Below are 18,894 nucleotides of genomic sequence, written 5' to 3' on the forward strand. Positions count from 1 at the left end.
ATTTCATCGTCCAGCCTCTTCTCCGGCGACCTGGTCCATGGATTTGTCTCCGAGGAACTCCGCACCGCGCACGGCGTCGATGTAGACCGACCGATCACGAAGATCGGCGGCGGCACGGTCGCTGATGTCGATGATGCGGCCGGCGAAGACGGTCAACGCCAACCCGACGGCGACGAGCCCGACCGTCGGAATGAGCATGAAGGCCGGCATCCGGCCCACGTCCTCGCGGTCGGCGAGCTGGATGTCACTGGAATCGTCCAGCAGAGCCGACGGGCTGTTGTCCGCGAGGTCACCCTCGGGGGCATCGGCACGAGCACGCCAGAACGCCTTCGTCCACACGCGAGCCATCACGTACAGCGTCAGCAAGCTGGTGATGGTGCCACCTGCGACGAGGATCCACGCGAGGACACTGCCCTCGGCGCTACCGGCCTGCAACAGAGCCACCTTGCCGATGAAGCCCGAGAACGGAGGAATTCCACCGAGATTCAGTGCAGGTACGAGGAAGATGATCGCCAGTACGGGGCTTGCCGCGGCGAGACCACCGAGACGGCGCAGCGAGGACGACCCGGCCTGGCGCTCGATCAGACCGACGACCAGGAACAGCGTCGTTTGCACGATGATGTGGTGCGCGACGTAGTAGATCGCTCCCGACAATCCGGACTGCGTGGACAGAGCGACACCGAACACCATGTACCCGATGTGGCTGACGAGAGTGAACGACAGCAGTCGTTTGATGTCGCTCTGCGCGATGGAACCGAAGATGCCGACGAGCATCGTGAGCAGACCACACACGAGCAGTACGTTGTCCAGGCCCCCGTCGGGGAACAGCAGCGTGTGCGCGCGGATGATCGCGTACACACCGACCTTGGTGAGCAAACCGGCGAACACCGCGGTGACCGGGGCCGGTGCGGTGGGGTAGGAGTCCGGAAGCCACGTGGACAGCGGGAACACGGCGGCCTTGATACCGAATGCGACGAGAAGAACCGCGAAGATCGCCGTCCTGGTGCCCGACGGTACGTCGTCGAGGCGCGTGGCGATGTGAGCCAGATTCAACGTGCCGGTCGCACCGTAGACCAGCGCGATACCGAACAGGAAGATCAGCGACGAGACCATCGACACCATGACGTAGGAGACACCTGCACGCACCCGGTCCGCGCTTGCTCCCAGAGTCAGCAGCACGAACGACGCGGCGAGCAGAACCTCGAATCCGACGAACAGATTGAACAAGTCGCCGGCGAGGAACGCGTTGCACACGCCCGCGCTCAGAGCCAGATACGTCGGAAGAAAAATCGAGACGGGCTGGTTCTCGTTTCCGTCGCGAATACCCTGACCGATCGAGTACACCATGACCGCCAGCAACACGATCGCGCTGACCAGCAGCATCAGCGCGGACAGACGGTCGACGACGAGTGAGATACCGATCGGTGAGTCCCACCCGCCGACCTGTAGTGCGAACGTTCCGTCGCGGTCGGCCAGGTACAGCAGGAATGCGGATACGACGACGATCGACGTCAGAGCGACCATCGTGATGAGGCGCTGTGCCCGTGGCCTCCTGCCTGCGACGAGTGTCAACGCCGCAGCGAACAGGGGGATCAGGACGGGTAGGGGCGTGAGAGCGCTGATGGTGCTTGCGGGGATGCTCATTCGGAGCCTCCCTTCTTGCGCTTCTTGGCGCTGGGTTTGGATGTGTCCTTCACTGCGCTGTCTATGCCGTCGAGGCCCTTCAAGTCCGGTTCGTCGTCGTCGTCGAAGTCACCTTCGTGCAGGTCCTCGTAGCACTCGAGGTCCTCGATGTTCTTGAGGTCCTCGATGGGAATCGGGTTGCCCTGGCTGTCGAAGGCGTCGCCACTGAAACTCGGCTCGCCGGTGACCGGGTCGTCGGACCGGTCGCGGTCCGGCATGTCGGCCATGGACCGGCGCTTGGAGACCTTGGTGTCCTCCGGGTCGTTCTCGACGTCGTCCTTGGTGTTGAGCGTGAACGAGCGGTACGCGAGTGCCAGCACGAACGCCGCGATACCCATCGTGATGACGATGGCGGTCAGAATCATGGCCTGCGCCAACGGATCCGCCATGGTCTCGTGAATCGACGTCGTTCGGCCGACGATCGGGGGATTGCCCGTCGGTCCACCGACGGTCAGCAGCAGAATGTTGATTCCGTTGCCGAACAACAGGAGTCCGAGCAGCATCTTCGTGATCGAGCGTTCCAGGAGTAGGTACACCCCCGTCGCGACGAGGATGCCGACGACTATCAGCATGCCGAGGTTCGCGGTCATCGGGCCTTCACCTGGCTCTGCATCTCCACCTGTGCGTCGAGACGTGCGCCGAGACTTCGGAGAACGTCGAGTACGAGACCGACCACGATGAGGTAGACACCGAGGTCGAAGAACAACGCGGTGACCAACTTGATGTCACCGAGTATCGGCAGGGTCACCTCGAGCGTCGCCGACGACAACGCCGGGGCGCCGAGGAACATCGACGCGATCGCGGTGCCCGACGCGAGGATCAGGCCGAGACCGAGGATCTTGCCCGCGTCGATAGGAACGGCTTCGCCGAGCTCGTATCGACCGCCTGCCAGGTACCTCAGCACCAGCGCGAGTCCCGCGGTCAGTCCGCCGGCGAAACCACCGCCCGGAGCGTTGTGTCCGGAGAAGAAGAAGTACACCGACAGCACCATGATCGTCGGGAAGATCAGACGAGTCGTGACTTCGAGGATGAGCGACCGATGCCGCGGGTCGATCAGGTCTCCGCCCAGCAACCACGTCGTGTCGGTGCCGGACGGGCTGTCGGAATCCGTTGCAGGCGCATCCGAGACGCGAGGTGCGCTCCCGAAGCGTCGGTTGCGGAAGACCAGCGATGCGACGCCGGTGGCTGCTACGAGCAGCACCGAGATCTCGCCGAGGGTGTCCCACGCGCGAATGTCCACCAGGAGCACGTTGACGATGTTCTTGCCGTCACCCAACAGGTACGCCGCGTCCGGAAGCTGCAGTGAGATGGGGGCGGTACTGCGCGCGTTCATCGCGAATGCACCGAGGACTGTGACCGTCGCGCCGACGGCGATCGCGAGGGCTGCGCGTGGCAACCGCGAGCCGGCTGCGCCTCGGTCGTCGACCTCGGCAGGTAGCTTTCGCAGCACGAGAACGAAGACCACCAATGTCAGCGTTTCCACCAGGAACTGAGTCAATGCCAGATCCGGTGCGCCGTGCACAGCGAAGATCACACCGCAGCCGTAGCCGGTAAGCCCGACGAGGATGACGCTGGCCAGGCGGTTACGCATCACCGTCGCACCGAGCGCTCCGGAGATCATGATGAGCGAGATGATGACCTGAAGTGGTGTGTCGAACAGGACGAAGTCCAGTCCGGGTTCGCGGCCGAACGCCAGTACGGCCATCGGAAGCAGCACCAGCGTCAGCAGGATCGTTCCCTGGGTGAGCGGCAGCGATCCTCGCTGGGTGGTGCCGGTCAGGCGGAGCGAGATGGTGTCCATCGACTTGAGCACCGCGTCGTAGACCCGGTCCGCGTTTCCGAGTGGTGGATGCTCGAACTTGAGGCGGTTGACCATGCGGTGCGCGATGAAGAGACCGACACCGCCGGTGACGACGACGACCGTCAACCCGAGTGGCAGGTTGACGCCGTGCCACAGTGCCAGGTGGTAGGGCGCCTGGCCGTAGGAATCGACGGTGCTCGCGTACGGGCTGACGATGGCGTCGACGACGGGCGAGAAGATGCCTGCGGCCGCACCCAGAAGTGCGAGGAACGCCGGTGCTGCGAGGAACAGCGCCGTCGGCTCGTGCATGTTCTTCACCGCGGGGCTCGGTCGCTTGAGTTGCTTGCGCCCGAACGCTCCCCACACGAACCTGATGCTGTAGGTGACGGTCAGAATGGACCCGACGACCATGCCCGCCACGACGATCCAGGCCACGGCAGGATTGAGCGTCGGGGTGTCGATGACCGCCGACAGTGCAGTCTCCTTGCCGACGAACCCGAGGAACGGGGGCAGGCCCGCCATGCTCGCCGCGGCGAGTGCGGCGATGGCACCCAACAGCGGTGCCTTCTTGCCCAGGTGTGCGAGCTTGCGGATGTCGCGCGTGTGCGTCGTGTGGTCGATGATGCCGACCACCATGAACAGTGCGGCCTTGAACATCGCGTGGGCGATGACCATGGTCAGACCGGCAAGCATCGCCTTCTCGGAGCCGATGCCCACCAGGACCATCAGGAAGCCGAGCTGACTGACCGTGCCGAACGCGAGGATCAGCTTGAGGTCGAACGCGCGCAGTGCACGCCACCCCGCCAGAATCATCGACAACAGACCGAGGGTGATGACCGTCGCACGCCAGGGGCCGGAATCGGCGAAGCCCGGGGCGAGGCGCGCGACGAGGTAGATGCCCGCCTTCACCATCGCCGCCGCGTGCAGATACCCACTGACGGGTGTCGGTGCGGCCATCGCGCCCGGAAGCCAGAAGTGCAGCGGCACGATCGCGGACTTCGACAGCGCACCGATCAGGATCAGCACGATCGCAACGCCGGCAAGCCACCCCGACGGGGCGTCGGCGACCACGTCGGACAGGTTGTAACTGCCCGCCACCTGACCGAGGACGATGATTCCGACGAGCATCGCGAGGCCGCCCGCGGTGGTGACCAACAGAGCCTGGGTGGCGGCGCGTCTCGAGGACGCGCGCTCGGCGTAGTGCCCGACGAGCAGGAACGACAGGACGGTCGTGATTTCCCAGAAGATGTAGAGCACCAGCATGTTGTCGGCAGTGATGAGCCCGAACATCGCACCGGCGAACGCGACCATTTCGGCGGCGAAGATGCCGAGTCGTGGTTCGTCGTCCTCGAAGTAGCGGGCGCAGTAGACGAGGATCAGCGCACCGATACCGAGCACGAGCAGCGACATGATTGCGGCCAGTGAATCGAACCGCATGTCCAGGTCCATCGACAGGCCGGGGACCCACTCGATGTTCAGAGACTGTTCGGTGTTCCAATTGGCGAACACCCATACCAGGCTGACGAGTGGCACCAGTGCAAGCGGAAAGAATGCGTTACGGCCCCACCAGCGGACCAACAAGGGCGCGAACACGGCCGCAACCGTGTGCGCGAGCAAAATAGCGAGCAAAAACGTACTCCGTCGTCTCGGGTCGCGTCATCCTGGCGCGGATCACGCGGTGGTCGTGGGGCGGCGTCGAGTAGGCGAACAAACGGAAAATATGCTCGCGAGCCGTGTGCTCGGCCGGCGAGTATAAGTTCACTCCATCCTACTTTGCGTGGTCGACGCGCTGCCATTCGGTACTGTTTGCACCTTTTCGTTGACTCGGAGGCGTTCGCGTCCTACTGTAATCAACAGACCGGTTGATAAAGGAAGTGGTTGACAATGGGCGCTCGACCCGCCGACGACGATCGACTCGACGATGCCTTCATGGCCCTCGCCGACCCGGTCCGTCGGGCACTCGTCGCCCGTCTCAGTCGCGGTCCGCAGACGGTCAACGACCTTGCCGAGCCGTTCGAGATCAGCAAGCAAGCGGTGTCCAGGCACATCCAGGTCCTCGAGAATGCGGGTCTGGTGACGCGGACCCGAGACGCACAGCGTCGGCCGGTCCATCTGAACCCCGACCGGCTCGAACAGCTCACCGCATGGATCGACAGGTACCGCATCGTCCACGAACAGCAGTTCCGAAAGCTCGACCAGCTGCTCGCAGAGTGAGTGGAGCCTGCGGAATGAATCCAGGCAGGAGTGAGTGGAGCCTGCGGAATGAATCCAGGCAGGAGTGAGTGGAGCCTGCGGAACGAATCCAACACAAGCTGCTTGGCAGTGAGTCGAAAGAACACTTCGAGAAGGAGAACTCATGACGAATCCAGTTGCCATCACCGTCCCCGACGGCCTGCCGTTCATCACCATCGCCCGGGAATTCGACGCTCCCGTCGACGCTGTGTTCCGGGCGCACAAGGAACCCGAGCTGGTCGAGCAGTGGCTCGGGCCCAACGGATACGACATGGCGATCGAGCGCTACGAGTTCGTGACCGGGGGTAGTTACCGATACGTGCACACCAATCCCGAGGGAGCGACATTTGCGTTCCGTGGCGTCTTCCATGTCGTGCGGGAGAACGAGTTCGCCATTCAGACGTTCGAGTACGAGGATTTTCCCGACGTCGTCAGCCTGGAGGCGTTGACCTTCGTCGACCTCGGTGACGGTCGCACTCGGCTCGAGATCGAGTCGGCCTATCCGTCCGTCGAATCGCGCGACGGAATGGCACAGAGCGGAATGGAGAGAGGCGTCTCCGAGGGGTACGAGCGTCTCGACGCGATCCTCGGAAGGAGCTGACCGTCGTGGATTGGACTTTGGAAGTGGTCGTCGTACCGGTGTCGGATCTCGATCGGTCGATCGAGTTCTACCGGGACAAGGTCGGATTCGATCTCGACCACGACACCCGCAACGAGCACATGCACATTGCGCAGCTGACGCCGCGGGGGTCGGGATGCTCGATCGTCGTCGGGTCGCTGGCGTCGCAGCGTGAGATGGAACCCGGTTCGTTGAAGGGGTTGCAACTCGTCGTGTCCGACGCGCATGCCGCCCGTGAGGAGTTGCTGTCCCGCGGCGTCGAGGCAGGCGAGATCACTGTGTTCGACGACAGGGACGGGGGCACCTTCTTCGGGTTCGCCGATCCCGACGGCAACACCTGGGCGGTGCAGCAGTTGAAGGTGCGGGCGGACAAGCCGCTGATCCCGCTGATCCCGCCGATCCCGCGGAACCAGTGATCAGGACTGCTGGGCTGGCGCTCGTGCGGGATCGACGAATGATTCAGGCTCGTTCGGTGGGGAAGTCGGCGTTCTACATGGCGGGAGGCAAGATCGATCCGGGAGAGACGCCTCTCGAGGCGCTGCACCGTGAGATTCGCGAGGAGCTCGACGCGGCGGTGGTCGACGCCCGGTTGCTGGATGTGTTCGAGTGCGAGGCGTGGGGGCATCCCGCGGGAACCGAGCTCGAGATCCATTGCTTCATCGCGGGATTGGCGTCGGAACCGACGCCGACCAGCGAGATTGCCGAAATTCGCTTCTTCACTCGCGACGAGTACGCGTCGATGCGGGATGTCGCTCCTGGGTCGCTCATGGTGTTCGACCGGATGCAAGCGCTCGATTTGATCGACTGATGCTGTTACGTTGTCGGTAGGAGAACGCACGTTCTCCCGCCTCGACGCATTAGGAGTCTCAATGACGAGCTTGTCCCAGAAGGCAACAACCCTCCTCGAACTCCACCAGCCCGGAAATCCCGTCGTGCTGCCGACGGTATGGGACGCATGGTCGGCCAACCTCGCGGTCTCGGCTGGATTCACGGCACTCACCGTCGGAAGTCACCCGGTGTCCGACTCCATCGGCAAGCCCGACAACGAGGGCATCACCTTCGACGAGCTGCTCACGCGCATCTCCCAGATCACCTCCGCTGTCGACGTTCCGTTGTCCGTCGACGTCGAGTCCGGATACGGCGAGGACCCCAAGCGCCTCATCGACGGCCTCGTCTCCGCGGGCGCCGTCGGCCTCAACGTGGAGGACACCGTGCACAGCGAAGGCGGACGTCTGCGTGAAGCGCAGGAGCACGCCGATTTCGTGGGCGCCCTGCGTGCAGCCTCCGACGCGACCGACGTTCACGTCGTTCTCAACGCCCGGACCGACCTGTTCGTCAAGCAGATCGGTGACGAGAGCGACCGCGTCGACCGTGCGATCGCTCGGCTGAAGCTCGCTGCCGAGGCCGGTGCAGACTCGCTCTACCCCGTCGGCTTCCACAACGACGCGGACTACAAGCGTCTGGCCGAGGAGCTTCCTCTGCCCATCAACGCCATCGCCAACCCCGCGGACGGCGACCTGAAGCACTTCGCCTCACTCGGTGTCGGCCGCATCAGCTTCGGCCCGCTGTTCCAGGGTGCCCTGGCCGGAGAGGCGAGCAAGATCCTGGCGCGCTGGAGCTAGTGAGTGCGAGAGCCGTAGGCCTCGAGGTGCGCCACTTGCTCGGGATCGAGCGAGGGGCGCACCGTCGCGCGTGCGGTCGCCACGTCTGCTGCGGTGACGTCGGCTGCATCCATCGACCGGCGCATGGCCGTCAGAGCGGCCTCGCGCAGGAGTGCCGCGCAGTCCGCCGCCGAGTATCCGTCCAGATCTTCGGCGAGAGCATCGAGATCGACGTCGTCGGCGAGAGGGACGGCTTTGCCTGTTGCACGCAAGATGTCCTTGCGTGCGTCGGCATCCGGAGGTGGCACGAACACGAGACGTTCCAGTCGGCCCGGACGAAGAAGTGCCGGGTCGATCAGGTCCGGTCGGTTGGTTGCGCCGAGTACGACGACATCACGCAGAGGTTCGACGCCGTCGAGTTCGGTGAGCAACGCTGCGACGACGCGATCTCCGACGCCGGAGTCCGACGATTGTCCGCGCCTGGGTGCGAGCGCGTCGACCTCGTCGAGGAAGATCAACGACGGCGCTGAGTCTCGGGCGCGCTGAAACAGCTCTCGCACGGCCTTTTCCGAGGAACCGACCCACTTGTCCATCAGCTCGGCACCTTTGACGGCGTGCACGCTCAGCTGGCCGGAACTGGCGAGAGCGCGAACCAGGAATGTCTTCCCGCATCCTGGTGGCCCGTAGAGAAGAACTCCGCGCGGAGGCTCGATTCCCAACCGCGAGAACGAGTCCGGATGTCGAAGGGGCCACAGGACGGCCTCGGTGAGGGCCTGTTTGGTTTCCACCATGTCGCCGACATCGTCGAGCGTGATGCTGCCGATCGCCAATTCCTCGGAACCCGAGCGGGACAGCGGACGGATGACGTCGAGGGCGCCGAGCAGATCGCTCTGCAGGATCTTCGGATCCGACTTGTCGGCGCTGGCTCGCGATGCCGCGCGCAGAGCCGCCTCGCGCACCAGAGCGGCTAGATCTGCGACAACGAATCCTGGTGTACGCAGAGCGATGTCGCCGAGGATCAGACCCTCGGTAGGCGACGCCCGCACCAGATGTTCCAGTAATGCAGTTCGGCCTGCGCCGTCGGGTAGCGAGAGCGTCAGTTCTCGATCGCACAGGTCCTGTGACCGAAGGCGTCCGTCGGTGCCCTCGGGGTGCGCGGTGGTGGCCACCAGCGCAATTCCGGGCGTGTCGACACCCCGTTTCAATTTCTCGAGCACCAGAGTCGACGCCGGTTCAGCGGCCGCGGGTAGCAGGGCGTCGATGTCGGTGACGAGCAGGACTCCGCCGGCGCCCAACCGCTCGAACGCGGACGCGACGGCGTCGACCCGCTCGGAAGCGTCGAGCGCACCGATCGACGGACCGTCCAGTTCGACGACCGGCCGCCCGGCGAGAACCGCACGAGCGAGCGTCGACTTTCCGACTCCCGCCGGACCGGTGATCAGGACTCCGAGATGCGGCGACGCACCCAACGTGGCAAGCAACTCCGACTCGTCGAGTGCCAACCGAAGCCACTCGGTCAACTTGGACTGCTGGGCCGCCACCCCGACCAGCTCCTTGACCTCGACCGGCGCGGGGTCGGCTGCGGCGGGTGGTTGTCGGTTGCGGTCCGTCATGGGTGTCCGCACTCCGTTGCCCCAGCTCACCGCCGAGTTGGGTTGCACGCTGACCGGCCCACCGCTCGGATCGGTGGCCGAGACCGTCAACAGCTCGCTGGTCCACGCAACCCCGAACGAACGTGACAACGCCTGCGTCGCAGCACTCGTACTGGTACCGGGACCGAGATCCCGTGGCAGCAGCGAGACGGTGTCGCCCGCCGTCAGCACCTTGCCGAGAAGCGCCTTACGCAGCGTGGCGTCGGGAATGGATCCGACGGCCAGCGTCGAACCGGACAGCGTCACCGTCCTGGCCCCGTAGACGGTGACGGGCGCGACGGCGATGGAGCCGTCCTCCTTGATCCCCGCGTTGGACAACGTGACGTCGTCGAGCAGTGCTGTGCCCTGCGGGGTGCCGTCGGGTGCCGTGCCCGCGACAGCCGAGGTCCGGCGCGCGCCGATCAGTGCAACGGCGTCCCATTCGCGAATCCCCAGGGCCGCCAACACCTCCGGGTGAAGTCGTACGACTCCTCGGCGCGCATCCGCAGCCGACGTGTTGAGCCGAGCGGTCAGCACCAACTCCGGTGCAGTCATAGTGAATTCTCGCTCATCGGGGGCTCTTCGGGCGACGGAGACCGAGCCTGGCTGCGGACCTACGGTTGTTGCCCGGAGCCCGGCGGATGGCCCGGCGCTCCGCTCTACGCTCTGCAGGCTTGGCGTCCCAGGTGTACGGGCGCGCGGCGACCCAGCGCTGCGACCGAACGGCGAACGGAATGTGCGCCAGGTACATCGCGACGAGAACCATCAGCAGAACCAGCGGATACGTGATCAACGCGGCAGCGGCCAGCGCTACCAGAATCAGAAGCGCCGCCGCCATCCGCGGCGGTACCGAGACCGTTTTGAGAGCGAGAGTCGGGATGCGACTGACGGCGAGGCCTGCGGTGAACACAGTCCAGCCGACGACGACGTAGAAGGACGACCACCAGCCGTCACCCCATTCCTGGAACGCCGCGATCGGGGCCAGCACGATCAGCGCACCGGCGGGCGCAGGAACGCCGGTGAAGAATTCACTCGCGTAACCGGGAGAGTCGTCCTCGTCGAGAAGTGTGTTGAACCGTGCCAGACGCAGCACCATCGCTACCGCGTACACCAACGCGATGATCCATCCGCTGCTCGAGCCCTCCAGTAGCGTCACGTACAGCACGAGAGCCGGTGCCACGCCGAAGGAGATGGCGTCGGCGAGGGAATCGAGTTCGGCACCGATGCGGCTGGTGGCGTCGAGCAATCGGGCGATTCGGCCGTCGAGTGCGTCGAGAATCGCGGCCGCGCCGATCATCGCGAGCGAGGTTCCCAACTCGCCGTCCAGGGCGAACTTGACCGCGGACAAACCGGCGCACAATGCCAGAATGGTGACGACGGACGGCAGCAATCGGACGGCTGCGGTCGGGCGGGCGCGTCTGGTGATCATCGCCGGCTATCGGGGAAGCTCGCCGAGCACCGTCTCGGCTCCGACTGCCCGCTGACCCGGCTCGACCAGCAGTGTCGAACCGGACGGAAAGTACGTGTCCACCCGGGAGCCGAATCGGATGAGGCCGTAGGTGTCGCCGATGGTCAAGGTATCGCCGACCTTTGCGTTGTTGACGATGCGTCGAGCGATCAACCCGGCGATCTGGACAATCCCGAGGTCGTGTCCCGACGGGGTGCGGATGTGCATGCTGTTGCGTTCGTTGACCTCGCTGGCCTCGGCCAGATCCGCGGACTTGAACTGGCCCTTGCGGTGCACGACCTCCACGACCTCACCTGCGACGGGCACGCGTTGCACGTGTACGTCCAGGACCGAGAGAAAGATGCTGACGCGGGGAACGGCCTCGGTTCCGAGATCGAGCTCGGCGGGCGGTACCGCGGTGTCGACGAGCGTGATCAGCCCGTCCGCAGGTGCGACGACGACGCCCTGGCGGTTCGGTGGAACGCGGCTCGGGTGGCGGAAGAACGTGGCGCACGCGCCTGCTGCAGTCAGACCGGCGCGGCGGATCCACTTGTTCCGACGGCCGAGCGCAGCGACCGCCAGCGGCCCGGCGACGAAGGGAAGGCCTGCTGGATGCAGCGGCGGAACGGTGTTTTTCACCAGCTCGGCGACATGCGCTATGCCACTGCTGGGTGGTTGACCGATCGGGGCTGGACGGCGGGCCACTTCGCTCCTTAGAACATCTCTGGGGGCAGTGCCTGAAACGGACACTGCCGGGGCTTCACACAGTACGTGAGAAGCCCCGGCAGCCGGGAACGAGCAGTGACCGTCAGGCCCTCGAGCGACCCGTCACAGCCTTGACGATGAACAGCAGGATCACTGCGCCCAACAGGCAGGTGAGGAAGCTGAAGATGAGGCCGCCGCCCTCGACATCGACTCCGAAGACGCTGAGCAACCAGCCTCCGAGGAAACCTCCGATGATGCCGACGACGATGTTCAAGATGATGCCCATCGATGCGTCCGTCTTCATGATCTTGCTACCGATCCATCCGGCCAAGCCGCCGATGACGATCCAACCGATGAAACCGAGTGCGGGTGTCATGTCATGCCCCTTTTGTTTGTTGCCGTTTGACAACTGGGGCTGCCCAGAAACTTCACTCGTCAAACATTTACCGCGTGCGTTCGCTTTCCGACTTGATGCGCTGCAGGGTCTTGTTCATTCCGTCGACGAGTTCCACGTCGAACTGTTCGATGCCCCCGAGGACGTTCTTGACGAGGAAGCCCGATACGGCGCTCGTGCCCGTCGGTGCCTCGCGCTTCTCCACGACCGTGGTTCCCGTTTCCGAGGGGGTGAGGGTGTAGGACCAGATCGTCTTGTTCTCCACGATGCGGAACGCGATGGCCTTGTTCGGCTCGAATTCGACGACCTTTGCCGTGGTCGGCCAGATCAGCAGGCCCTTCCGGTTGATGTTCAGCGTCGTCGTGCCCTTGCGAACATCGCCACCGAAGACCTTCATCTTCTTGCACTGGGGACTCCACTCACCCATGCGCTTCAGATCCGAGACGACCTTCCACACCTGCTCGGGACTGGCGTCGACGTCGATGCTGGCTTCGAGGGTCTTGCTCACGTGTTCCTCCGTAGATGCAACTGTCGGTTACAGACAAACCTAGCCGACCGGCCGTGCGTGGCGTAGCACTTCCGCTCGTTCGGGCGGGAATCCCCGACAGTAACCGAGCACGTGGAACATCACGTCCGCCCGAGCATCTCCAGGTAGTGGGGGGTTGTTCATGATGCCGAGGACGTTGCCGAAGGGATCGACCACGGATGCAGTGTTGAAGCCTTCGCCGCGGGCTCGGATCTCGTCGTGCAGTGTTGCGCCTGCGGCGAGAAGCTTCTCGAGTGATCCGGCGAGGTCGTCGACGTGCCAGAAGGTGATGGATTCGGACCTCGACGTTCCCGGGATCGCGTACGTGCGGTCGACGATGCCCAGCTCGTGCTGGAAGTCGCCTACTCGGAACTCGATGTATCCCGGTGTTCCGTCCGGGTTGTCGCGGCGAAAGTACGGAGCGATTCCGAGAATGTCGGTGTACCAGTCGCCGGCTGCGGCGACGTCGTCTGCATAGAAGCTGATGTTGCTGAGTCCTCTGAGCATTGCGTTCTCCTTTTGCGGTGGTGTGGAAACGACTATCCACGACAAAGTGCTCATCTTCTGAGCACTTTGGAAGGGATACTTCGGGCATGCGCGCAGACCGGCTGGTTGCAACACTTCTTCTGATGCAGACCCGCGGGCGGATCACCGCAGCCGAGGTCGCCGAGGAACTGGAGGTGTCGGCCTCGACTGCGCGCCGGGACCTGGAATCGCTGTCGTCCGCCGGAATCCCCGTCTACCCACAACCGGGTCGCAACGGCGGATGGCAACTGATCGGTGGCGCGCGAACGGACTTGACCGGACTCAGTTCCACGGAAGCGCAGGCTTTGTTCACGTTGGTCGGTCCGGGCGCCGCGTTGTCGCCGGACGCCAAGGCCGCGGTGCGCAAGCTGGTGAAGGCGTTACCCGAACCCTTCCGGGTCGACGCGCAAGCCGCGGCCGATGCGACGACGATCGATCCCGCCAGGTGGGGGCAGGAGTTGTCCGCAGGCTCGGAGCATGTCGGACTGCTGCAGCGCGCGGTGGTTCGGCGAGTGAACGTGACGTTCGGTTACAAGACGTTCGGTCACACCGGGCCCGGGCACCGCGAGGTCGGTCCACTCGGGCTGGTGGACAAGAACGGGCACTGGTATCTGATCGCCTCGACGGCTCACGGCCTGCGCACGTTTCGCCTCGACCGGATGTCCGAGGTCGCGCTCACCGACTCGGTGTTCTCGCGTCCGGCGGATTTCGATCTCGCCGACGCGTGGGCGTCCGTCGTCGAGACGGTGGAAGACCGGCAGCGCGCGACGTCGGCCGTCGTCGAGATCCCGGAGAAGTTGCTGTCGGTGCTGCAGGCGCAGTTCGGCAAGCACTGCGTGGTGCAGCACGTCGTCGACGGACGGCTGAGGGCGACGGTGTCCGCGCCCGCGCCGGTGATGATCGCGCAGCATGTCGCGGGCTGGGGTGCCGAGCTCGAGGTCGTCGAATCCGATTCGGTGCGAGCCGAGCTCGCTCGAATCGGATCCGAGCTCACGTCCCTCTACGGGTAACTGTCTTACATGCGTGCGTGACGAGCGAGGACGAAGGCGTACAGGCCGTAGAGCGCGATGCCGACACCGGCGAGGACGAGCAGCACCTGGCCGAACGGTTGTTCACCGAGCGTCTTGACGGCTCCGTCGATGCCGGTGGCCTTGCTGGGGTCGGAGGTGAACACCGCGACGACGACCAGCGCGCCTGCGCCGATCAACGCGGCACCCTTGGCTGCGTAACCGGCGATGCCGAGGTATTCGACGCCTTTGCTCTGGTTGCCCTCGAGGTCGTCGAGGAAGTTCTTCGATACGCCTTTGTAGACGTGGTAGCCGCCGACGCCGATCACGACGAGTCCGACGACGATCAGCACGACCTTGCCGAATCCGTTCTCCATCAACCGTGCGGTCATGCCTGCGTTCTGCTGGCCGCTCGATTCGCCGGATCCTCTGGCGAAGCCGAATGTCGACCAGGCGAATGCAAGATAGACGACGGCGAGTGCGCCGGCCTTGAGCCGGTCCATCGCGCTGCCCTCGTCCTGGTCCGACTTCTTTCCGACGATCGCTTCCATGACTCGCCACAGTGCGAGTGCGAGGAATGCGACGACGGCAATCCACAAGGCGATGGCGCCTCCGGGTTTGCTGCCCAGCTCGGCGAGGGCACCGGATTGGTCGGCGTTGCCGCCCTGTCCGAAGGCGAGTCGAATGGCGATGTAGCCGATGAGGATGTGCAGCAGCCCGCTGACGAAGTGGCCGGCTCGGGCTGCTCGTTCGAACCACGTGTTGTTCTGGACCGTTTCCGCGGCGCCTGTTGCGCTCATTTCGTGCCCCCGACTTGTCGATTGGTAATCCACCTCTTTACCCGGCTGTGAACCCGACGAAACGCACCTACGTCGAAACTTCTTCAGCGCGCCTCACCCGCGAACGGTAACGAGAGGCGAACACTGGGCGATGCAACGAACGAGGAATCAGGCCAAAACGAATTTTGTTCGGAGTGATCGATCGTGAACCTTCATTCGATCTTGCGTCGTCCAGGCTCGGGCGTGCCGCTGCTCGAATCGGCGCGGATGAGCGGAAGTCCAAGGAAGTGGCCGAGCGAAAAGCTCGAGCGCTTGTTGACCGCCCAGGAAATCGACCTCATTCGGCGCGGGCAGGTCTGACACCCCCTGCTGGCACCAAGGCGCGGTGACGCCCGGCGCGGCATACTTGTCCTCGAGTAGCTGCCCGACCGGGAGGGTCATGAAGCCTGCAATTCTCAGCGTCGACGACGATCCGGGTGTATCCCGATCCGTCGCACGCGATCTTCGTCGCCACTACGGCGAGAACTACCGCATCATCCGCGCCGAGTCCGGTGCTCAGGCTCTCGATGCGCTGAAGGAACTGAAACTGCGCGGCCGGCCTGTCGCGATCCTGCTGGCCGACTATCGAATGCCGCAGATGAACGGCATGGAATTTCTCGAGCAGGCGATGGACCTGTATCCGTCGGCTCGTCGAGTCCTGCTGACCGCGTACGCCGACACCGACGCGGCCATCGACGCCATCAACGTCATCGACCTCGACTACTACCTCCTCAAGCCGTGGGATCCGCCGGAGGAGAAGCTCTACCCGGTGCTCGACGCGCAGCTGGAGGCGTGGGCGTCGAGTGATCATCGGCCGGTGGAGGAAACCCGGGTCATCGGTCACCGTTGGTCCGCGCGGTCGTCGGAGGTCCGCGAATTCCTGGCCCGTAATCAGCTGCCGTATCGCTGGTACATGGCCGACGATCCCGAGGGAGTGCGGCTACTGACGTCGGCGGGTGTCGACGACACGGTGTGCCCGGTGATCGTGACCGCGGATGGCACAGCATTGTGTGCGCCGTCCGATTCGGAACTCGGCAGCCATCTCGGTCTGACGACGACACCGTCCGGTGAGTTCTACGATCTGGTTGTCATCGGTGGTGGCCCGGCGGGTCTCGGTGCGGCGTTGTACGGCGCGTCGGAAGGACTGCGCACGACACTCATCGAGCGCACCGCGACGGGTGGGCAGGCAGGCCAGAGTTCCCGCATCGAGAACTACCTGGGATTCCCCGACGGTGTGTCCGGCGCTCAGTTGGCCGAGCGTGCGCGCCGGCAAGCGTTGAAGTTCGGCGCTGAGGTGGTGACGACGCAGGACGTCGTCGGTCTCGAGGCCAACGGTTCGGCCAGGACGATCCGGTTCGCGGACGGTCGGAGCATCGACGCTCAGACCGTGATTCTGTCGACGGGGGTGGCGTACCGGCAGTTGGCGACGCCGGGCATCGAGAAGTTCACCGGCCGCGGAGTGTTCTACGGATCGGCGATGACGGAGGCCGCGCGCTGCGCGGAGCAGGACGTCTACATCGTCGGCGGCGCCAACTCGGCCGGTCAGGCAGCGGTGTACCTGGCCCGCGGAGCGAAGTCGGTGACGATTCTGATCCGTGCGCAGTCGCTCGAAGCATCGATGTCGTACTACCTGATCAAGCAGATCGAGGATCATCCGCGGATCACGGTGCGGACGTGCACCGAGGTCGTGGGCGTCGGCGGCGACGATCACCTGGAGTCCATCACCCTGCACAACCGTGCGACCGGCACCGACGAGACGGTTCCCGGGCAGTACCTGTTCCTGTTCATCGGTGCGGCTCCTCGGACGGAGTGGCTCGACGGTGTCGTGGTGCGCGACGAGCACGGCTTCGTCGTCACGGGACCCGATCTGGTGGTCGACGGCAATGGCCCGACGGGATGGGATCGCGACAGGTTGCCGCACCATCTCGAGACCAGTGTTCCCGGCGTGTTCGCGGCCGGTGACGTGCGATCCGACTCGGCGAAACGCGTCGCGTCGGCTGTGGGAGAGGGAGCGATGGCCGTGATGCTGGTGCACAGATACCTGGCGAACCCATGAGCCTGCAGAGCGGTCCCGGGTCGCTGCGCTGTAGCCCGGAAGAGCTGAAGACGCTGTTCCTGTTCGAGAAGTTGTCGGACGAGCAGGTGGAGAAGCTGTGCCGCGAGGGGCACATCGAGATCATCGAGCCGGGTCCGGTGTTCAGCGAAGGTGAGCCGGCGACGTGTTTCTACGTGCTGATGGACGGTTCGTTGGTACTGACGAAGAACTCCGGTGGCGAGGAGATGGTGATCAGCCGGACGTCTCAACGAGGTGTGTACGCGGGAGCGTGGCAGGCGTATCTACGTGATCGGGTGCCGCAGACCTATCCGAGTTCGATGCGTACGACCGAGACGTCACGGTTCTTCGTGCTCGACGCGGAGTGCTTCGCGGAGATCGTCGAGGAGTGGTTCCCGATGGCGTTGCATCTGCTCGAGGGCTTGTTCGTCGGTGCCCTCAACACCAAGCAGATCGTCGACCAGCGTGAGCGTCTCTTGGCCCTCGGGTCGTTGTCCGCCGGCTTGACGCACGAGCTGAACAACCCGGCCGCGGCAGCGGTTCGGGCGACGGATGCGCTGCGGGATCGTGTTGCCCACATGCGTCAGAAGCTGAAGATGATGGCAAACGGTTCGCTCGACCCGGCGTCGCTGACGTCGCTGGTCGGGTTGCAGGAGGAAGCCGTCGAACTGGTCGCGAAGGCTCCCAAGCTGTCGCCGCTGGAGGCGTCGGATGCGGAGGACGAACTGGGGGACTGGTTGGACGATCACGGCATCGCGGGCGGGTGGGACCTGGCTCCGACGTTCGTACAAGCCGGACTCGACATCGCGTGGTTGGACAAGGTCGCGGCCACCGTCGACGAGTCCAAGACGCTCGAAGGTGCCATCCGCTGGCTCAACTACACCGTCGAGACCGAATTGCTGATGAACGAGATCGCCGATTCGACGACCCGCGTGTCGACGCTCGTCGGTGCGGCCAAACAGTATTCGCAGATGGACCGAGCGCCTTACCAGACGATCGACTTACGCGAACTGCTCGACAGCACTCTGGTGATGCTCGCACGGAAGATCGGCGACGATATCTCCGTGGTCAAGGAATACGACCCGGCAGTGCCTCCGATCCCCGCCTACGCAGCGGAACTGAATCAGGTGTGGACCAACCTCGTCGACAACGCCGTGCAGGCGATGAACGGAGTCGGAACACTGACCGTGGCAACGAGACTCGACCACGATCACGTGTTGGTCGAAATCGGCGACACCGGGCCTGGAGTGCCGGAGGACATCCGCTCTCGAATCTTCGAGCCTTTCTTCACCACCAAACCCGTCGGTGAGGGAACCGGCCTCGGACTCGACATCTCGTGGCGCATCGTCGTCAAGAAACATCACGGTGATCTGCGCGTCGAGTCCGAGCCGGGCAACACACGTTTCGTCGTCAGGCTTCCTGTCGAGCCCGCAACGGAAGCAGAGCCCACAACCGAAACGACAGAAGGGGAGTCATGACCGAGCCGATTCCTGGAATCGATGTCACCGCCGAGCCGTCGGGACCGGGGTGTCTCGAGTGTTCGGCCACCGAAGGATGGTGGTTCCACCTTCGCCGGTGTGCGCAGTGTGGGCACATCGGATGCTGCGATTCGTCACCGTCGCAGCACGCGAGCAAGCACGCTGAAAGCACCGGCCATCAGTTCATCAGGAGCTTCGAGCCGGGTGAAACCTGGTACTACAGCTACGCCGACGAGCAGATGTACGACGGGCCCGAACTGGCTCCGCCGCAGCATCATCCGCTCGACCAGTCGACGCCGGGGCCCGCAGACCGCGTGCCGTCGGGCTGGCAGAACTACCTCAACTGACATGAGCGAGAACAAGACCGTGCCGAC

Annotated in this window: 18 protein-coding genes and 1 pseudogene; 9 read left to right on the forward strand and 10 right to left on the reverse strand. The window is 64.4% G+C overall.

Going from position 1 to position 18,894, the window contains the following annotated elements; genetic code table 11:
* Window positions 1-3: 3 nt before the first annotated feature.
* Genes CH293_RS15275 through CH293_RS15285 form a run of 3 tightly spaced genes read right to left on the reverse strand, consistent with a single transcriptional unit; the run spans window position 4 to window position 5,113 of the window.
* Window positions 4-1,644: a Na+/H+ antiporter subunit D gene (locus CH293_RS15275; protein WP_037110821.1), complete on the reverse strand. Its 1,641-nt coding sequence runs from the start codon at window positions 1,642-1,644 to the stop codon at window positions 4-6.
* On the reverse strand, window positions 1,641-2,273 hold the full coding sequence (locus tag CH293_RS15280) for a Na(+)/H(+) antiporter subunit C (protein WP_094720696.1): 633 nt from the start codon (window positions 2,271-2,273) through the stop codon (window positions 1,641-1,643). Before CH293_RS15280 ends, CH293_RS15275 begins: the two co-directional genes overlap by 4 nt.
* Window positions 2,270-5,113: a Na+/H+ antiporter subunit A gene (locus CH293_RS15285; protein ID WP_170945247.1), complete on the reverse strand. Its 2,844-nt coding sequence runs from the start codon at window positions 5,111-5,113 to the stop codon at window positions 2,270-2,272. The genes CH293_RS15280 and CH293_RS15285 overlap by 4 nt, the downstream gene beginning before the upstream one ends.
* A gap of 255 nt (window positions 5,114-5,368) precedes the next feature.
* On the opposite strand from CH293_RS15285, the gene CH293_RS15290 reads away from it, so the two are divergent.
* From CH293_RS15290 to CH293_RS15310, 5 genes are all read left to right on the forward strand, one after another.
* Window positions 5,369-5,698, forward strand: coding sequence for a helix-turn-helix transcriptional regulator (locus CH293_RS15290; RefSeq protein WP_094720697.1), 330 nt, complete (start codon window positions 5,369-5,371; stop codon window positions 5,696-5,698).
* A 142-nt stretch (window positions 5,699-5,840) separates the two neighbouring features.
* Window positions 5,841-6,317 carry an SRPBCC family protein gene (locus tag CH293_RS15295; protein WP_037113955.1) on the forward strand — a complete coding sequence of 159 codons (477 nt, stop codon included), beginning with the start codon at window positions 5,841-5,843 and terminating at the stop codon, window positions 6,315-6,317.
* Window positions 6,318-6,322: 5 nt separating this feature from the next.
* Window positions 6,323-6,751, forward strand: a complete 429-nt coding sequence (locus CH293_RS15300) for a VOC family protein (protein ID WP_094720698.1) — start codon at window positions 6,323-6,325, stop codon at window positions 6,749-6,751.
* Window positions 6,748-7,143, forward strand: coding sequence for an NUDIX domain-containing protein (locus CH293_RS15305; protein ID WP_176460020.1), 396 nt, complete (start codon window positions 6,748-6,750; stop codon window positions 7,141-7,143). Before CH293_RS15300 ends, CH293_RS15305 begins: the two co-directional genes overlap by 4 nt.
* Window positions 7,144-7,204: 61 nt before the next feature.
* Window positions 7,205-7,957, forward strand: a complete 753-nt coding sequence (locus tag CH293_RS15310) for an isocitrate lyase/phosphoenolpyruvate mutase family protein (protein WP_094720699.1) — start codon at window positions 7,205-7,207, stop codon at window positions 7,955-7,957.
* On the opposite strand, the gene CH293_RS15315 is transcribed toward CH293_RS15310, so the two are convergent.
* From CH293_RS15315 to CH293_RS15340, 6 genes and pseudogenes are all read right to left on the reverse strand, one after another.
* Entirely contained in the window at window positions 7,954-10,122 is a 2,169-nt protein-coding gene (locus tag CH293_RS15315; protein WP_094720700.1) for an AAA family ATPase, read from the reverse strand. The genes CH293_RS15310 and CH293_RS15315 overlap by 4 nt on opposite strands.
* 13 nt (window positions 10,123-10,135) lie before the next feature.
* Complete coding sequence (pssA, locus tag CH293_RS15320; RefSeq protein WP_037113963.1) at window positions 10,136-10,996, reverse strand: CDP-diacylglycerol--serine O-phosphatidyltransferase; 861 nt, start codon at window positions 10,994-10,996, stop codon at window positions 10,136-10,138.
* A gap of 6 nt (window positions 10,997-11,002) precedes the next feature.
* Window positions 11,003-11,719 (reverse strand): phosphatidylserine decarboxylase, encoded by a 717-nt coding sequence (locus CH293_RS15325; RefSeq protein WP_176460021.1) that lies wholly within the window; start codon window positions 11,717-11,719, stop codon window positions 11,003-11,005.
* A 103-nt stretch (window positions 11,720-11,822) separates the two neighbouring features.
* Window positions 11,823-12,095, reverse strand: coding sequence for a GlsB/YeaQ/YmgE family stress response membrane protein (locus CH293_RS15330; RefSeq protein ID WP_037113967.1), 273 nt, complete (start codon window positions 12,093-12,095; stop codon window positions 11,823-11,825).
* Between the two features lie 67 nt (window positions 12,096-12,162).
* Window positions 12,163-12,621, reverse strand: a complete 459-nt coding sequence (locus tag CH293_RS15335) for an SRPBCC family protein (RefSeq protein WP_094720701.1) — start codon at window positions 12,619-12,621, stop codon at window positions 12,163-12,165.
* 119 nt (window positions 12,622-12,740) lie between these two features.
* Window positions 12,741-13,146, reverse strand: a pseudogene (locus CH293_RS15340) (VOC family protein).
* Window positions 13,147-13,232: 86 nt separating this feature from the next.
* Between CH293_RS15340 and CH293_RS15345 the strand changes: the two are divergent.
* On the forward strand, window positions 13,233-14,174 hold the full coding sequence (locus CH293_RS15345; RefSeq protein WP_094720702.1) for a YafY family protein: 942 nt from the start codon (window positions 13,233-13,235) through the stop codon (window positions 14,172-14,174).
* Between the two features lie 5 nt (window positions 14,175-14,179).
* Here CH293_RS15345 and CH293_RS15350 read toward each other — a convergent pair whose 3' ends face one another.
* Window positions 14,180-14,971, reverse strand: a complete 792-nt coding sequence (locus tag CH293_RS15350) for a DUF1206 domain-containing protein (RefSeq protein ID WP_094720703.1) — start codon at window positions 14,969-14,971, stop codon at window positions 14,180-14,182.
* A 418-nt stretch (window positions 14,972-15,389) separates the two neighbouring features.
* On the opposite strand from CH293_RS15350, the gene CH293_RS15355 reads away from it, so the two are divergent.
* Genes CH293_RS15355 through CH293_RS15365 form a run of 3 tightly spaced genes read left to right on the forward strand, consistent with a single transcriptional unit; the run spans window position 15,390 to window position 18,867 of the window.
* Entirely contained in the window at window positions 15,390-17,045 is a 1,656-nt protein-coding gene (locus CH293_RS15355; RefSeq protein ID WP_094720704.1) for an FAD-dependent oxidoreductase, read from the forward strand.
* Window positions 17,042-18,520: an ATP-binding protein gene (locus CH293_RS15360; protein WP_094720705.1), complete on the forward strand. Its 1,479-nt coding sequence runs from the start codon at window positions 17,042-17,044 to the stop codon at window positions 18,518-18,520. The genes CH293_RS15355 and CH293_RS15360 overlap by 4 nt, the downstream gene beginning before the upstream one ends.
* Complete coding sequence (locus CH293_RS15365; protein WP_037113984.1) at window positions 18,517-18,867, forward strand: UBP-type zinc finger domain-containing protein; 351 nt, start codon at window positions 18,517-18,519, stop codon at window positions 18,865-18,867. Before CH293_RS15360 ends, CH293_RS15365 begins: the two co-directional genes overlap by 4 nt.
* Window positions 18,868-18,894: the final 27 nt, after the last annotated feature.

It is taken from the genome of Rhodococcus sp. 14-2470-1b, from assembly GCF_002259415.1.
In the GTDB taxonomy this organism is placed as follows: domain Bacteria; phylum Actinomycetota; class Actinomycetes; order Mycobacteriales; family Mycobacteriaceae; genus Rhodococcoides.

What these genes read in the sequence shown, in the direction of transcription:
- CH293_RS15275 (WP_037110821.1), bottom strand. Translation starts at nt 1,644, where the DNA reads ATGAGCATCCCCGCAAGCACCATCAGCGCTCTCACGCCCCTACCCGTC.
- CH293_RS15280 (WP_094720696.1), bottom strand. Translation starts at nt 2,273, where the DNA reads ATGACCGCGAACCTCGGCATGCTGATAGTCGTCGGCATCCTCGTCGCG.
- CH293_RS15290 (WP_094720697.1), top strand. Translation starts at nt 5,369, where the DNA reads ATGGGCGCTCGACCCGCCGACGACGATCGACTCGACGATGCCTTCATG.
- CH293_RS15295 (WP_037113955.1), top strand. Translation starts at nt 5,841, where the DNA reads ATGACGAATCCAGTTGCCATCACCGTCCCCGACGGCCTGCCGTTCATC.
- CH293_RS15310 (WP_094720699.1), top strand. Translation starts at nt 7,205, where the DNA reads ATGACGAGCTTGTCCCAGAAGGCAACAACCCTCCTCGAACTCCACCAG.
- CH293_RS15315 (WP_094720700.1), bottom strand. Translation starts at nt 10,122, where the DNA reads ATGACTGCACCGGAGTTGGTGCTGACCGCTCGGCTCAACACGTCGGCT.
- pssA (WP_037113963.1), bottom strand. Translation starts at nt 10,996, where the DNA reads ATGATCACCAGACGCGCCCGCCCGACCGCAGCCGTCCGATTGCTGCCG.
- CH293_RS15330 (WP_037113967.1), bottom strand. Translation starts at nt 12,095, where the DNA reads ATGACACCCGCACTCGGTTTCATCGGTTGGATCGTCATCGGCGGCTTG.
- CH293_RS15345 (WP_094720702.1), top strand. Translation starts at nt 13,233, where the DNA reads ATGCGCGCAGACCGGCTGGTTGCAACACTTCTTCTGATGCAGACCCGC.
- CH293_RS15350 (WP_094720703.1), bottom strand. Translation starts at nt 14,971, where the DNA reads ATGAGCGCAACAGGCGCCGCGGAAACGGTCCAGAACAACACGTGGTTC.
- CH293_RS15355 (WP_094720704.1), top strand. Translation starts at nt 15,390, where the DNA reads ATGAAGCCTGCAATTCTCAGCGTCGACGACGATCCGGGTGTATCCCGA.
- CH293_RS15360 (WP_094720705.1), top strand. Translation starts at nt 17,042, where the DNA reads ATGAGCCTGCAGAGCGGTCCCGGGTCGCTGCGCTGTAGCCCGGAAGAG.
- CH293_RS15365 (WP_037113984.1), top strand. Translation starts at nt 18,517, where the DNA reads ATGACCGAGCCGATTCCTGGAATCGATGTCACCGCCGAGCCGTCGGGA.